Below are 13,219 nucleotides of genomic sequence, written 5' to 3'. Positions count from 1 at the left end.
TCACCCTCCATATGGCTCCAGTACCAAGTCTCGCGTCACGAGAACGCGCACGGGAAATCCGGGCCGAATAGTGATCGTGGGCGCGACGTTGAGCTGACGCCTCACAATCTGCTGCCCTGCGTCGTTGATGGTGTCCTGCCCACCGTTCCGGATCGCCTGAACGAGCTGATCGTCGTTGTCGACCGCGAGTTCGGCGCCGACGCTCAGCAGTGTCGACAATCCCGCAGCCTTGGCCAGATCCCACCAATGGTAATCGACGCCATCCTGCAGCCCGGCGAACCCTTCAGCGTCAGCACCAGGCTGGCGCTCGAGAACGATCGAGCGCCCGTTCGGGAAGACGAGCCGAGTCCAGACGAGCAGGACTCGGCTCGTCTTCCCGAACTGCACGTTGTTGTCGTACTGCCCGACCACACGAGTGCCTTGCGGCACAAGCAAGATACGGCCGGTTGGGCTGTCGTAGATGTTTTCGGTGACCTGCGCGGTGATCTGGCCGGGTAGATCGGATCGGATGCCGGTGATCAGCGCCGCGGATATCACTGCTCCCGCCTGAAGGACGTTCGGCGATACTGGCGCAGCGACGCGATCGGGCGCAACCGTCCTGCGATCGGCCGCGGCGTTCAGAAACGCGTTCTGCCGGTCCTGCGCCGAGGGCGTGGCGGGCGGCGGAGCGAGGCCAATGCTCGCCAAATCCGGCACCGGCGCGAGCGCTGGGGCAGCTCCCGCAGCAGCGGGTGTGCCCCGGCTTTCCGATCCGGAGAAGAGACGGCTGGTGCGCGCGGTCTCGATTTCCTGAAGGCGGCGCTGCTCTTCCGGGCTGATGCCGGGATTGGGCGTGGCCGTCCCGGGTGTGGGCACCGGCTGTCCGCGATCCTGGGTACTAAGGATCGGCCGGCCGAGGTCACCGGGAAGAGGGGGACCGAGCTGTGGCACGCCACTGTAATCTCGCGGCAGGCCGGCCAGTCCGTCAGCGGTCGAGCGGTTCTCGGTCGAATAGAGTTCGTCGTTCGGCCGACCGGCGTCGCGGGTCTGAAGCGCGTAGATCAGCGCACCTCCGAGCCCGACGCTGGCGACAAGACCGAGGCCGGCGAGAACCTTCCGCGACAACCGGGTGACGCGGGGCGGTTCGGCCCGCAGCCGCATCGGCGCAGGCCCGACCGGCTCGCCGGTCAGGGGCTGCGCATCGTCGTCCGGCACTTCCTCAATCCGGGGCGGGTTCTCGCTCACGAGGTCGGCCTCCCGTCTGTGCGGACGATCCTGACGCGCTTCTGCTCGCGGCCGGAGCCGAAGCGAAGTTCGGCAGCCGCGAACAGACGATCAACGATCATGTGGTGGCCGCGAACGCGATAGTTCACGAGCTCAGAGGTGTTGCCCTCGGGGCCGACGACGAAGAGTGGCGGCATCTCGCCCTGACCGATGCCGCGCGGAAACTCGATAAAGACCTGGCGTCCGTCGTCGAAGGCGCGCAGCGGCCGCCACGGCGCACGGTCGCCCTCGATCGCATAGCGGAAGTTGACGTTCGCGAGATCGACGCCGCTCGCCACCGGCTGGGCCGCCTGCGCCTCGGCGTTCTGACGGCGCAGCGCAATGAGCTGGTCTTGCGGATACTGCCATGAGACCGACGCCATATAGGTGCGCTCTGTCGAGCGCAGCTCCATGTGATAGGTGCGCATGTTGGTGTTGATGACGAGGTTTGTCATCAGGTCGGCGCGGGTGGGCTTTACTAGGATGTGGATCTGGCGCGTTGCCCCCGATCCGCTCTCGGTGTCGCCGATGATCCAGCGCACTGTGTCGCCGGCGGCCACCGGGCCTGCGCCGACAAGCTGCTCCCCGGGTTGGAGCGCGATGTCGGTGATCTGCCCGACGGCGGTATAGACTTGATAAAGCGCCCCTTGAGTCCACGGGTAGACCTGCATCGAGTTAATGAAGCCGTCGCGCACCGGCTGGACTCGTGCCGCCTCGTTTGCCTGGTTGACGCGAGCGGTCGGATTAGAAGGCTCCGGGGCACGCCGCGTCTCCTCCACACGCTGCAATTGGCCAGGCAGCGGCAGCGGCCGGGGCAGCTCGACCACGGTGACCGGCGCGGGTGGATCGACGGTCTGCACCGCCGGAGCCGCATTGTCGTAGGAAATCTCCGGCGGCGGATTGGTGGTCGCGCAGCCCGCGAGCGCGGTCGCCGCTAGCAGAACGACCGGGAATGCGGCTCTACGGAGAGCCGGGAGTACGTGTGTGTGTGAAGCCGGGTTTCCGGCTTTACGGAAATACGGCTTCATTGCCCAAGCTCCCGTGACCAGTTGATGGCGTTGACGTAGATGCCGAGCGGGTTCGCCCTGAGCCGGTCGGCGTTTCGGGGGATCTGCACGACGATCGTCAGGATCGCGGTCCAGCGCGTGGTCTCGGCGAGCTGGCCATTTTCGTATCGGCGCTCGACCCAGGCGACGCGGAAGCTGTCCGGGGACGCGCGGATGACGCTGGAGACGTCGACAGCGACCTGCTGCCGGCCGACCCGTGTAAAGGGGTCGTTGGAGCGGGCGTAGTCATTGAGCGCCATGGCGCCGCGGTCAGTCGTGAAGTCGTAGGCGCGCAGCCAGGGGTCGTCTCAGAAAACGGAATCTATGGTCACTCCCGTTTTTGCAACACCGATTTTGACGACAAGTTGGCTTGCTTGAATCTATCCGGCGTCTGAATGGGATTTTATTCCCGCGCCTTGATGAGTTCCGCGCCTGATGAACCTCCAGAAAATATACGGCTTCAATGAGCCTTTCCGTTTTACAGGTTCCTCAACAGGCCGGTGGGCCGTTAGTATCATCAATATCAGTATTCGCAAAACCAGATCAGTAATTCTTTAAACCGGTGTATTTCTGCCGTTATGCTACATAAGTTTGCTGTCGTGCCGTTAGGGCCCAGGCTATTCTGGCCAGCTTGTTTGCCAGAGCACAAGTGACGACAAAGTTGCTTTTCCGGCACAGTAAATCCCTGACCCAATCGGCCAATTTGCCAGACTGGTGTTCCAGTTTTTGTATGAATACCCTGGCACATTGAACCAACAAAGTTCGGATCTTTTTATTACCTCGCTTACTAATTCCCAGCAATGTCGTCCTACCTCCCGTGCTGTACTGCCGAGGTACAAGCCCTGTTGCCGCCGCAAAGTCACGGCTGCTGGCGTACTGCTTCCCGTCGCCAATCTCAGTTGAAATAGTACTCGCTGTCAGTGTTCCGACGCAGGGAATGCTCAGCAAGCGCTGTCCAACCTCATCTTCGTCCAACTTTCGTTTCAACTGGGATTCCAAATCTTTAATCTGCTCAACAAGATAGTGATAATGCTGTTGTAATTTCAGCAATAACTGGCTGAGGTAAAGAGGCAAACTATTGTCCTCAAGAATGGTACTCAGTCGGCTAATAACGGCAGCTCCTCGGGGAACGCTAATGCCAAATTCCAGCAGAAAAGCATGCATTTGATTGGTTGTTTTTACCTTATCCTGAACCAGGGATTCACGGACACGATGCAGAGCCCGCATTGCCTGCTGAGATTCCGTTCTGGGCTGCACAAAACGCATAGACGGACGCGATGCAGCTTCACAAATAGCTTCGGCGTCGACAAAGTCGTTTTTATTGCTTTTAACGAACGGGCGGACAAATTGTGGTGATATCAGCTTTGGGGAATGCCCCAACTCTTCCAACTTGCGTGCCATAAAGTGAGAACCGCCACAGGCTTCCATTGCGATGGTTGTAGCGGGGCATGTCGCCAAAAATTCGATCAACTTTGGCCGGGTAAATTTTTTACGGTAAACAGCCTTCCCGCGACGATCCTGGCAATGAATATGGAAAGAGTTTTTACCCAGATCGATACCAATGAGCGCAATGTTTTCCATGATAGTTCTCCGAATGAAAGCCTGTCCTCAGCATAGTACCGGGAAGGAGGGAGTGACCATCTCATTAAATAAAGCACGCTAAGGCGTAGTTCCCTCGGGCTACACCGCGTCCGCACTGCGCGGTTCTTTCTTCCCTTGCAGTGACGCAATCAGCGGGCAGGAAACGTTCCCCTTCCGCGCATGGCAGGCGCACACCAAATCAGACAGCACGGCCTCCATGCGCGCCAGGTCAGCCATCCTCTCGCGCACGTCCTTGAGCTTGTGCTCGGCCAGGCTGCTGGCTTCCTCGCAATGGGTGCCATCCTCCAGCCGCAGCAGCTCGGCGATCTCATCCAGGCTGAAACCCAACCGCTGGGCTGATTTCACGAAGCGCACCCGCGTTACATCCGTCTCGCCATAGCGGCGAATGCTGCCGTAAGGCTTGTCCGGTTCCGGGAGCAAGCCCTTGCGCTGATAGAACCGGATGGTCTCCACATTGACCCCGGCCGTCCTGGCGAAAACGCCAATGGTCAGGTTCTCCAAATTGTTTTCCATATCGCTTGACTCCGTACATAACTACGGAAGTAAGCTTAAGCTATCCAATTCAGATTCGAAAGGACAAACGTATGTCTGAACCTCAAAACGGGCGCGGCGCGCTCTTCACTGGCGGGCTGGCCGCCATCCTCGCCTCGGCTTGCTGCCTCGGGCCGCTGGTTCTGATCGCCTTGGGGTTCAGCGGCGCTTGGATCGGCAACTTGACGGTGTTGGAACCCTATCGCCCCATCTTTATCGGCGTGGCGCTGGTGGCGTTGTTCTTCGCCTGGCGGCGCATCTACCGGCCGTCAGCCGCCTGCAAACCGGGTGAGGTTTGCGCGATTCCCCAAGTGCGAGCTACTTACAAGCTCATTTTCTGGGGCGTGGCCGTGCTGGTTTTGGTCGCGCTCGGATTTCCCTACGTCGTGCCATTTTTCTATTGATCACAGGAGTTCACCATGAAAAAGCTGCTTTCCGCCCTTGCCCTCGCTGCCGTTGTTGCCCCCGTGTGGGCCGCCACCCAGACCGTTACGCTGTCCGTACCGGGCATGACCTGCTCGGCCTGTCCGATCACTGTCAAGAAGGCGATTTCCAAGGTCGATGGCGTCAGTAAAGTTGACGTGACCTTCGAGACGCGCGAAGCGGTGGTCACCTTCGATGATGCCAAGACCAGCGTGCAGAAACTGACCAAGGCTACCGAGGATGCGGGCTACCCATCATCAGTCAAGAACTGATCATGAAAGACCCGAAGACACTGCTGCGGGTCAGCATCATTGGCACAACCCTCGTGGCGCTGTGTTGCTTCACCCCTGTTCTGGTCATTTTGCTCGGTGTGGTCGGCTTGTCCGCGCTGACCGGCTATCTGGACTATGTGCTGCTGCCTGCGCTGGCGATTTTCATCGGCTTGACCATCTACGCCATCCAACGAAAACGCCAAGCCGATGCCTGCTGCACCCCGAAATTCAATGGAGTAAAAAAATGACCGAAATCACCGTGAATGGCATGACCTGCACATCCTGCGCCACCCATGTCAAAGATGCTTTGGAAAAGATTCCCGGCGTGAATGCCGCTGTGGTGTCCTATCCAGAAAGCCGCGCGCAAGTCATGGCAGACACCGCCGTGAGCCACAACCAACTGCTGGCCGCCATCGCCGCATTGGGTTATCAAGGCTCGATCCGGGTTGGTGATTTCAAAGATGAACCAAAAATCCGTGATGCACTTGAGGGCGCCGGTTTGCATATCGCCATCATTGGCAGCGGCGGGGCCGCGATGGCGGCGGCGCTGAAGGCCGTCGAGCAAGGCGCGACGGTCACGCTGATCGAACGCGGCACCATCGGCGGCACCTGCGTCAATATCGGCTGTGTGCCGTCCAAGATCATGATCCGCGCTGCCCATATTGCCCATCTGCGCCGGGAAAGTCCGTTCGACGGCGGTATTGCGGCAACTGTGCCTGCGATTGACCGCAGCAAACTGCTGGCCCAGCAGCAGGCCCGTGTCGATGAACTGCGGCACGCCAAATACGAAGGCATCCTGGACGGCAATCCAGCCATCACCGTTTTGCACGGTGAAGCGCGTTTCAAGGACGACCAGAGCCTGGTCGTCCGTTTGAACGAGGGTGGCGAGCGCGAGGTAACGTTCGACCGCTGCCTGGTCGCCACCGGTGCCAGTCCGGCCGTGCCACCGATTCCGGGCCTGAAAGAGTCACCCTACTGGACTTCCACCGAAGCGCTTGTCAGCGACACCATTCCCGCACGCCTGGCCGTGATCGGTTCGTCGGTGGTGGCGTTGGAACTGGCGCAAGCCTTTGCCCGGCTCGGCAGCCAGGTCACGATCCTGGCACGCAGCACCTTGTTCTTCCGGGAAGACCCGGCCATCGGCGAGGCCGTGACAGCCGCTTTCCGCGCCGAGGGCATCGAGGTGCTGGAGCACACGCAAGCCAGCCAGGTCGCCCATGTGAACGGCGAATTCGTGCTGACCACCGGACACGGTGAATTACGCGCTGACAAGTTGCTGGTTGCCACCGGTCGGGCACCGAATACGCGCAGCCTCGCGCTGGACGCGGCGGGGGTCACTGTCAATGCGCAAGGGGCCATCGTTATCGACCAAGGCATGCGCACGAGCAACCCGAACATCTACGCGGCCGGCGACTGCACCGACCAGCCGCAGTTCGTCTACGTGGCAGCGGCCGCCGGCACCCGTGCCGCGATCAACATGACCGGCGGCGACGCAGCCCTCAATCTGACCGCGATGCCGGCAGTGGTGTTCACCGACCCGCAAGTCGCCACCGTGGGCTACAGCGAGGCGGAAGCGCACCACGATGGCATCGAGACCGACAGTCGCACGCTGACACTCGACAACGTTCCGCGAGCGCTTGCCAACTTCGACACACGCGGCTTCATCAAGCTGGTCATCGAGGAAGGTAGCGGACGGCTCATCGGCGTGCAGGCGGTGGCCCCGGAAGCGGGCGAACTGATCCAGACGGCGGTGCTCGCCATCCGCAACCGCATGACGGTGCAGGAACTGGCCGACCAGTTGTTCCCCTACCTGACAATGGTCGAGGGGTTGAAGCTTGCGGCGCAGACCTTCAACAAGGACGTGAAGCAGCTTTCCTGCTGCGCTGGATAAAAAAAGGAGGTTTTCAATGAGCGCCTACACCGTGTCCCGGCTGGCCCTTGATGCCGGGGTGAGCGTGCATATCGTGCGCGACTACCTGCTGCGCGGATTGCTGCGTCCGGTGGCGTGCACCCCGGGCGGCTATGGCCTGTTCGATGATGCCGCCTTGCAACGGCTGTGCTTCGTGCGGGCGGCCTTCGAGGCGGGCATCGGCCTGGACGCGCTGGCGCGGCTGTGCCGGGCGCTGGATGCTGCGGACGGCGATGAAGCGGCCGCGCAGCTTGCCGTTCTGCGCCAGTTCGTCGAGCGTCGGCGCGAAGCGTTGGCCGATCTGGAGGTGCAGTTGGCCACCATGCCGACCGAGCCGGCACAGCACGCGGAGAGTCTGCCATGAACAGCCCCGAGCGCTTGCCGTCCGAGACGCACAAACCGATCACCGGCTACCTGTGGGGCGCGCTGGCCGTGCTCACCTGTCCCTGCCATTTGCCGATTCTCGCCATTGTGCTGGCCGGCACGACGGCCGGCGCGTTCATCGGAGAGTACTGGGGTATCGCAGCCCTCACGCTGACCGGTTTGTTCGTCCTGTCTGTGACACGACTGCTGCGGGCCTTCAAAGATCGATCATGAGCGCTTCCCATTGAGACAAACCACGCTGTCGCTACGTTGCCTCATGCCGGCATCAAATTCGGCTGAGTAGCTTCTCGCCATCTGGACGTAGCTCACCCTTGGGTGAAACATGCCGATACAGGGTCTGCCGCGTGACGCCAAGTTCCTGGCACAGGTCGCCGACCTTGGTCTCTGGCTGACCCATTGCCGCCATCGCCAGCCGCAGCTTGGCGGCGGTCATCTTGAACGGCCGGCCGCCTTTCCGCCCGCGCGCGCGGGCCGAGGCTAGGCCGGCAATCGTGCGCTCCGCGATCAACTCGCGCTCGAACTCGGCCAGGGCGGCGAAGATGCCAAAGACCAGCTTGCCGGCGGCGGTCGTGGTGTCGATGGCCGCGCCGTGCCCGGTTAATACCTTCAAGCCGATGCCGCGCCCAGTCAGGTCGTGCACGGTGTTGATGAGATGTCGCAGGTCGCGTCCGAGCCGATCCAGTTTCCACACGACCAGTGTGTCGCCAGTTCGCAACGCCTTCAGGCAGCTCGTCAAGCCGGGCCGATCCTCGCGCATGCCGGATGCCTGGTCCTCGTAAAGATGTACTGGATCGACCCCGGCGGCAATCAGCGCGTCGCGCTGCAAATCGGTAGCCTGGGAGCCGTCCGCCTTCGATACCCGCATGTAGCCTATCAGCATGTCGTACCTGTCACATATACGTTCGATTATGTGACAGTGTGCACCGGAAAGTTCTGGTCGTCAAAATTTGTCACTTAACCCGTCATTCTGTCTAAGACATGCAAAGGGTCCATCAGGCACGTAATGTGACAGGAATTCCGGGGGGATGCCTTCCTTTGCGAAGGTGGCGCGCAACTGTTCCAGGGAAGCGGGGTCGCGCCGACCATAGGAAGCCAACGCGAACAGCGAGCGTGCCGTCTCGGGGTCGTGCCGCGCTTCAATGATGGCCTCATCGATGGCCTGGACTGCCCGTTGCCAGTGATCGACGGGTTCGGGCTTCGGCGTTTTCGCCGACAGGCCACTGGTGAAACCGGTTTGGGGTTCGGACCAGAACAGCTTTGCATGCTCGCCCGGCGGGCTTATATCCCTCATCTCAATCAAGCTGATTGCCGTTGCCGCCGCCTCCAGCATCTGCAACCGTACTGCCGGGTTCAGGGTTTCATACGGTCGCCACAGACTTTGCCCAGCACGCAGCGGATGCCCGCAGCCTTCCCAGACTTGGCGGAGATACCCCGCGCAGGTTCCGCACGTCGAAAGCGGGGTGTTCAGCTCATCGAGCAGCGTGCGTAGTAGCCGAAACCACAATCCAGCGTGGATGCGTCGGCGCGGCAGCTCCACATGGCCGGTCGTCAGTGCCTGCCAGGTGCGCCGGTCCATCACCGCAATCGCGTCGCTGGCGGTGCGCGGCGCAGTGTCGGCGTTCTCCCAGCCGAGAAACCGCCCAGGCACGCCCCAATAGGATTCCAGCCAGCAGCCATGCAGCGGGCAGCTCAGCATCAGGGGCAGCTTCCATGCAAGCAGTACGGCTTGGTTTGCCGGGTCGTTCAGACAGAGCGGGCAGGCGCGATGTATCGGCTGGCTGGGCAGCCAGGCACGCCAGCTCGTGATGGATCGCGTCCTACGGCGGAGTTTCGGCAGCAGCACCGAGAGCTGGAACGCATAGGTTTCCAATGCGTCTGGAATCTGATCATCAAGGCTGTCCAGTAGCCAAGGCACCCAGCCGGCGAAACTCATGCAACGCAGCCGGTCCGGCTCGATGCCGCTCCGCTGGGAGAGCATCGCCAGCAGCGCCAGTGGTGGCGCGGTGTCCAGGTCATCAACCTGGCCGTGACCAAGATCGTGCTCCAGCAGCTCGGACACCTCCATGTGATAGCAAAGGGCCACGCGGTTGAGCCACGAAGACAAGGCTTCGCCTTCCCTGGGAGCCGGATGCAGTGGCCAGTGTGGCGCTGGCTTCACATCAGTTCCCGCTCGAATTGCCGCCGCCGCTCGCTGGGACCGGTGTAATCGGCCATGCTGAGCGTGCGATGGTTGATCGCTTCCTCACCGCTCTCCACGGCAGCGACGGCCGCCGCCATCAACAGGTGCGCCAGCTCGCCGATGGTGCCCTCGCTGCGCGTGAGCAGGTAGCGGGCCATATCCAGCGTGGCAATCGACGAGGGTCGCCGCAGCGGGAGCGAAGCCGCGAAGCTGGCCAGCAGTGAGCAGCAATCGTCGTTGGCCTCCCACACCGGCAGCATCATCGGCTCGAAGCGGTTTTCCAACTGGTCGTCCGAGCGGATCGCCAAGTAGGCATCGCGTGTGCCGACCCCGACCAGCGGGATGCGCAGCTCGTTGCCGAGGAAACGCAGCAGGTTGAGGAATTCCCGGCGGTTGACGCTGTTGCCGGCCAGGACGTTGTGCAATTCGTCGATCACCAGCATGCGCACGCCGACCTTGCGTAGCAGTGCCAGCGCCAATTGCTCCATTTCCGGCAGCCGTGGGCGCGGGCGCAATGGCGCGCCCATCGCGGCAAGTAGCGCGACGTAGAAGCGGATTACCGACGGTTCGGATGGCATCTGCACGACCAGTACCGGAATGTGCTCCTGGTCGGCGTCGGAGCTGGCCGGGTGGGTGCGGCGGAATTTCTCGACGATCATCGACTTGCCGTTGTTGGTTGGACCGACCAACAGCAGGTTGGGCATGCGTTGTTTGTTCGGCCACGCATACAGGGCTTCCAGCCGATTCAGCGCCTCGACTGCTCGCGGATAGCCGATCCAGCGGTCAGCGCGAAGGCGATGGATGCGTTCGTCCGCCGGAAGACGGGCCAAGCCCTGGGCCACCGGCATCAGGTGGGACAAGTCGATGATGGGATATTCTTCCACGGCTACCACTCCTCAATCTGGTCGAACGGTTTGGCAGGTGGCTGGTTGTCTGCCTGCGGGTCAGCCATGTCCGCGTCCGGTGGTGGCGTGGTTTTGAAAAGAACTGCCGTTGCCTTGAGATGCTGGCGTCGATCCGCGTCGCGCCGCGCCTTGCGCGTAGCTTTCTGCGCGGTGGACACGATTTCGCGCATCTGGCCGATCATGCGAAACAGCGCCGACTCATCCACCTGTTCGCGCCCTTGCTGCCGCAATTTCGCCAGCGCCTGTCGTTGTTCCCAGAGGGTGACAGCCGGGTGCGACAAGGTGCGGTATGGAATTTCCAGATAGTGCTGCCCCTCCGGCTCCAGCACCCAAATGCGGCTGATGTCGCGCGGGTCGCGCCGGATCAGGAACGCAGGCAAGCGGTCGCGCCGAGCTATCCACGGCTTGAGCGCATCGGCGTAGTAATGGATGTGGTCGATGACGAAGCCGGTGCGGGTCAGCGTGCGGCGGATGATGGGCAGAAAATCGACCAGAAAAGCCGTGGTGCGAGTGATGACGGTTGGCACGCCGGTCCGCGCGATAGCTTCGGCCCAGCGCGCTGCCGGCGGCTGGAGCAGGCCGTTGTGCACGGAGCCGTGGTAGGTGCCGACCGCCAATGTGAGCCAGCGCTCCAGCTCACGCAGCGTCAGGGCGGCCTTGTTTTCGGAATCGTAGTCGCCGCGCTGGTCAGGGTTGGAGAAGGTCGTCCCTGGCAATTCGTCGTGGATCATCTGCATCGCCGTGCCGATGATCCGTTCCACGATGCCGCCGTAGTGCGGCTGCCCGAGCGGGCGATAGTCAAGCCGGATGCCATGCTGCTCGCAGCCTCGGCGTAGCGCTTCGCTCTTGAACTCGGCCGCGTTGTCCAGGTAGAGCAGCCTGGGCTTGCCGCTCATCGGCCACTCCATTTCTATGTTCAGACCCTCCAGCCAGGGACGCTTGTCGCAGGCGACATGCACAAGGCACAGGCCGACCGAAACAGATGACGGCGCTTCCAGCGTGACGACCATGCCGAGCACGCAGCGGGTAAACACGTCGATGGCGATGGTCAGATACGGACGGCCAATCGGTTGCCGGTCGCGCTCGTCCACCACGATCAGGTCGATGACCGTGTGATCAATCTGCACTTGTTCCAGTGGCGCGGTCACGGCGGGAGGCTCACCACCGACACCTTGCAGGCTGCGGGACGCATCCTGACCTTCCCGGCGGCGAGTGGCCTTGAGCGGATCGAGGCCGGCGATCCGCAGAGCCACGGTGTTGCGCGCCGGCGCCCGCAGCTTTTGCGCTTTGCAAGCCTGCGCGACCTCGCGGTGGAACGCTGCCAGGCTACGCTTCTGCTTGGTCAGGAAGCGCTTTTGCAGCAACTCGCGGATGATGCGCTCAACTGATTCCGGCAAGCGTCCCTTGCCTTTTCCGCCGCCGGATCGGCTGCGAGCCAGGTCCGTCACAAGCCCAGCACCTTGCCGGGCACGGCGGATTAGGACATACACCTGCCGCCTGGACAGGCCAAGCGCGTGAGCAGCGGCATCGGCGGCTTCATGCCCGACCACATCAAGCGCTGCCAGCGGCCCGATGATTTCCGCCCGTTGCCGGGCCTGCGCCCAAGCCGCATCGGGCAGGGTGGCCACGCCTTGCTCGGCAATCAATGATGTGTCTGACGCCATGCTCACACCTCGCTTTGGTGCACACGAGTATTGAGCATAGTCGAGATTGGTGCAGATGACTTCTGATATTGCGTTGTCAGGAGTCGCCTGCACATCTGGCGTTACGCCCCGTCAATTGGTGCAGTCGTCTTCTGAAAATGACAAAGTCAGGACTTTTCAAGACTGTCACAAAAACCATCGTTTAAGTGACAACAGTTTGACAACGCATTCAGTATCTAATAATTTATAATCTAAATATTTATATTAGAGGTGGCTATGCCGACGAAGCACATTGATAATGCAACTTGGGACACAATAGAGAGCCTAACGGTCAAAGCAGTTGGACTGACCGGCAAGCTGATTAAAGAGACCGATGTAATTCGATTACTGGTCGAAACGGGGGCAAGGTATGTTACAGAACAAGATCTGAAAAACATTAACGGCTTCAAACCAAAATACGGTGTTGTAAGCTGGAGTACAGACGGCACTATCCGGGATTTAGGTACTATATCACCCGAAGATTACGCAGCACTTCTTACAACAAACCAGCCCTTATTTACTGGTGTATACGGTCAGACGGGGGTAGGTAAGACAAATTTCAAGGACAGGCTATTAACCTGTCTACCCGTTGAGTTTGCCGAAAGCATACAAGTTCGGGACGCAGATGATGGACTCATAACAGAAGATGAAAGGCTATCGCTTTTCAAATCCTTCTTTGAAAAAAGCAAAAGTATAATTATTGTGGAACACGCATATGATTGCAGCAGTATGATTACTAAATTTGTCAGAGCGATGGCTAATAGTAATGTAAATTTTATATTTTCTGGTGAGGTTGGTGCAAGCCGGAAATCAACGTTTGAAGCAGTCTCACGCATTATGAGAAATAAACCGGAGTTTACTTATATTGGTGAGCCACGGAAATCTAATGATGATGAAGTGTAAAGGATATAAGTTAAATAAGGCCGCTATGGCCTTATTTAATGATTCCCTTTTCTATTAGATCTACCAATGCTTGGACGCTGACTATCTTAAGACTTGAAGGGCTTTGTTGAATAAATAAGATTTCTTGCGAACGACCCTGTA

At 60.4% G+C, this 13,219-nt stretch carries 15 protein-coding genes and 1 pseudogene; 7 read left to right on the top strand and 9 right to left on the bottom strand.

Translation table 11 applies throughout. From position 1 onward, the window contains the following. From P3C52_RS07235 to merR, 5 genes and pseudogenes are all read right to left on the bottom strand, one after another. Entirely contained in the window at positions 1 to 1,224 is a 1,224-nt protein-coding gene (locus P3C52_RS07235; protein ID WP_275554475.1) for a TrbI/VirB10 family protein, read from the bottom strand. Continuing rightward, on the bottom strand, positions 1,221 to 2,270 hold the full coding sequence (trbG, locus tag P3C52_RS07230; RefSeq protein ID WP_011191356.1) for a P-type conjugative transfer protein TrbG: 1,050 nt from the start codon (positions 2,268 to 2,270) through the stop codon (positions 1,221 to 1,223). Before trbG ends, P3C52_RS07235 begins: the two co-directional genes overlap by 4 nt. After that, positions 2,267 to 2,587, bottom strand: a pseudogene (gene trbF, locus P3C52_RS07225) (conjugal transfer protein TrbF); the annotation flags it as partial. The pseudogene trbF and the gene trbG, both read right to left, overlap by 4 nt. 277 nt (positions 2,588 to 2,864) lie before the next feature. After that, the gene (locus P3C52_RS07220; protein ID WP_000427623.1) at positions 2,865 to 3,869 is read right to left on the bottom strand and encodes an IS110-like element IS4321 family transposase; all 1,005 of its coding nucleotides are present in this window, start codon (positions 3,867 to 3,869) and stop codon (positions 2,865 to 2,867) included. 99 nt (positions 3,870 to 3,968) lie between these two features. Next, the gene (merR, locus tag P3C52_RS07215) at positions 3,969 to 4,403 is read right to left on the bottom strand and encodes an Hg(II)-responsive transcriptional regulator (protein ID WP_000429838.1); all 435 of its coding nucleotides are present in this window, start codon (positions 4,401 to 4,403) and stop codon (positions 3,969 to 3,971) included. 71 nt (positions 4,404 to 4,474) lie between these two features. On the opposite strand from merR, the gene merT reads away from it, so the two are divergent. From merT to merE, 6 genes are read left to right on the top strand one after another with little or no spacing between them, the layout of a single operon-like run. Beyond that, complete coding sequence (merT, locus tag P3C52_RS07210) at positions 4,475 to 4,825, top strand: mercuric ion transporter MerT (RefSeq protein ID WP_001294667.1); 351 nt, start codon at positions 4,475 to 4,477, stop codon at positions 4,823 to 4,825. A gap of 15 nt (positions 4,826 to 4,840) precedes the next feature. Further along, on the top strand, positions 4,841 to 5,116 hold the full coding sequence (merP, locus tag P3C52_RS07205) for a mercury resistance system periplasmic binding protein MerP (RefSeq protein WP_000735441.1): 276 nt from the start codon (positions 4,841 to 4,843) through the stop codon (positions 5,114 to 5,116). A 2-nt stretch (positions 5,117 to 5,118) separates the two neighbouring features. Next, the gene (merF, locus tag P3C52_RS07200) at positions 5,119 to 5,364 is read left to right on the top strand and encodes a mercury resistance system transport protein MerF (protein WP_000654684.1); all 246 of its coding nucleotides are present in this window, start codon (positions 5,119 to 5,121) and stop codon (positions 5,362 to 5,364) included. After that, positions 5,361 to 7,007 carry a mercury(II) reductase gene (gene merA, locus P3C52_RS07195; protein ID WP_000136268.1) on the top strand — a complete coding sequence of 549 codons (1,647 nt, stop codon included), beginning with the start codon at positions 5,361 to 5,363 and terminating at the stop codon, positions 7,005 to 7,007. The genes merF and merA overlap by 4 nt, the downstream gene beginning before the upstream one ends. A gap of 16 nt (positions 7,008 to 7,023) precedes the next feature. Then, positions 7,024 to 7,389: a mercury resistance co-regulator MerD gene (merD, locus tag P3C52_RS07190; RefSeq protein ID WP_003465059.1), complete on the top strand. Its 366-nt coding sequence runs from the start codon at positions 7,024 to 7,026 to the stop codon at positions 7,387 to 7,389. After that, positions 7,386 to 7,622 (top strand): broad-spectrum mercury transporter MerE, encoded by a 237-nt coding sequence (merE, locus tag P3C52_RS07185; protein WP_001087809.1) that lies wholly within the window; start codon positions 7,386 to 7,388, stop codon positions 7,620 to 7,622. The genes merD and merE overlap by 4 nt, the downstream gene beginning before the upstream one ends. A 52-nt stretch (positions 7,623 to 7,674) precedes the next feature. Here merE and P3C52_RS07180 read toward each other — a convergent pair whose 3' ends face one another. Genes P3C52_RS07180 through P3C52_RS07165 form a run of 4 tightly spaced genes read right to left on the bottom strand, consistent with a single transcriptional unit; the run spans position 7,675 to position 12,157 of the window. Further along, entirely contained in the window at positions 7,675 to 8,289 is a 615-nt protein-coding gene (locus tag P3C52_RS07180) for a recombinase family protein (protein WP_000904941.1), read from the bottom strand. Positions 8,290 to 8,349: 60 nt separating this feature from the next. Continuing rightward, positions 8,350 to 9,567: a TniQ family protein gene (locus P3C52_RS07175; RefSeq protein ID WP_000801210.1), complete on the bottom strand. Its 1,218-nt coding sequence runs from the start codon at positions 9,565 to 9,567 to the stop codon at positions 8,350 to 8,352. Continuing rightward, positions 9,564 to 10,472, bottom strand: a complete 909-nt coding sequence (locus P3C52_RS07170) for a TniB family NTP-binding protein (RefSeq protein WP_000393453.1) — start codon at positions 10,470 to 10,472, stop codon at positions 9,564 to 9,566. Before P3C52_RS07170 ends, P3C52_RS07175 begins: the two co-directional genes overlap by 4 nt. A 2-nt stretch (positions 10,473 to 10,474) precedes the next feature. Further along, a complete protein-coding gene (locus P3C52_RS07165) occupies positions 10,475 to 12,157 on the bottom strand; it encodes a DDE-type integrase/transposase/recombinase (RefSeq protein ID WP_010791757.1) in 1,683 nt (560 codons plus the stop codon). Between the two features lie 255 nt (positions 12,158 to 12,412). On the opposite strand from P3C52_RS07165, the gene P3C52_RS07160 reads away from it, so the two are divergent. Beyond that, complete coding sequence (locus P3C52_RS07160) at positions 12,413 to 13,078, top strand: hypothetical protein (RefSeq protein ID WP_275554474.1); 666 nt, start codon at positions 12,413 to 12,415, stop codon at positions 13,076 to 13,078. Positions 13,079 to 13,219: the final 141 nt, after the last annotated feature.

The organism is Mixta sp. Marseille-Q2659 (assembly GCF_940807255.1).
Classification (GTDB): Bacteria; Pseudomonadota; Gammaproteobacteria; order Enterobacterales; family Enterobacteriaceae; genus Mixta.
This window is presented reverse-complemented; position numbering and strand designations above follow the sequence as displayed.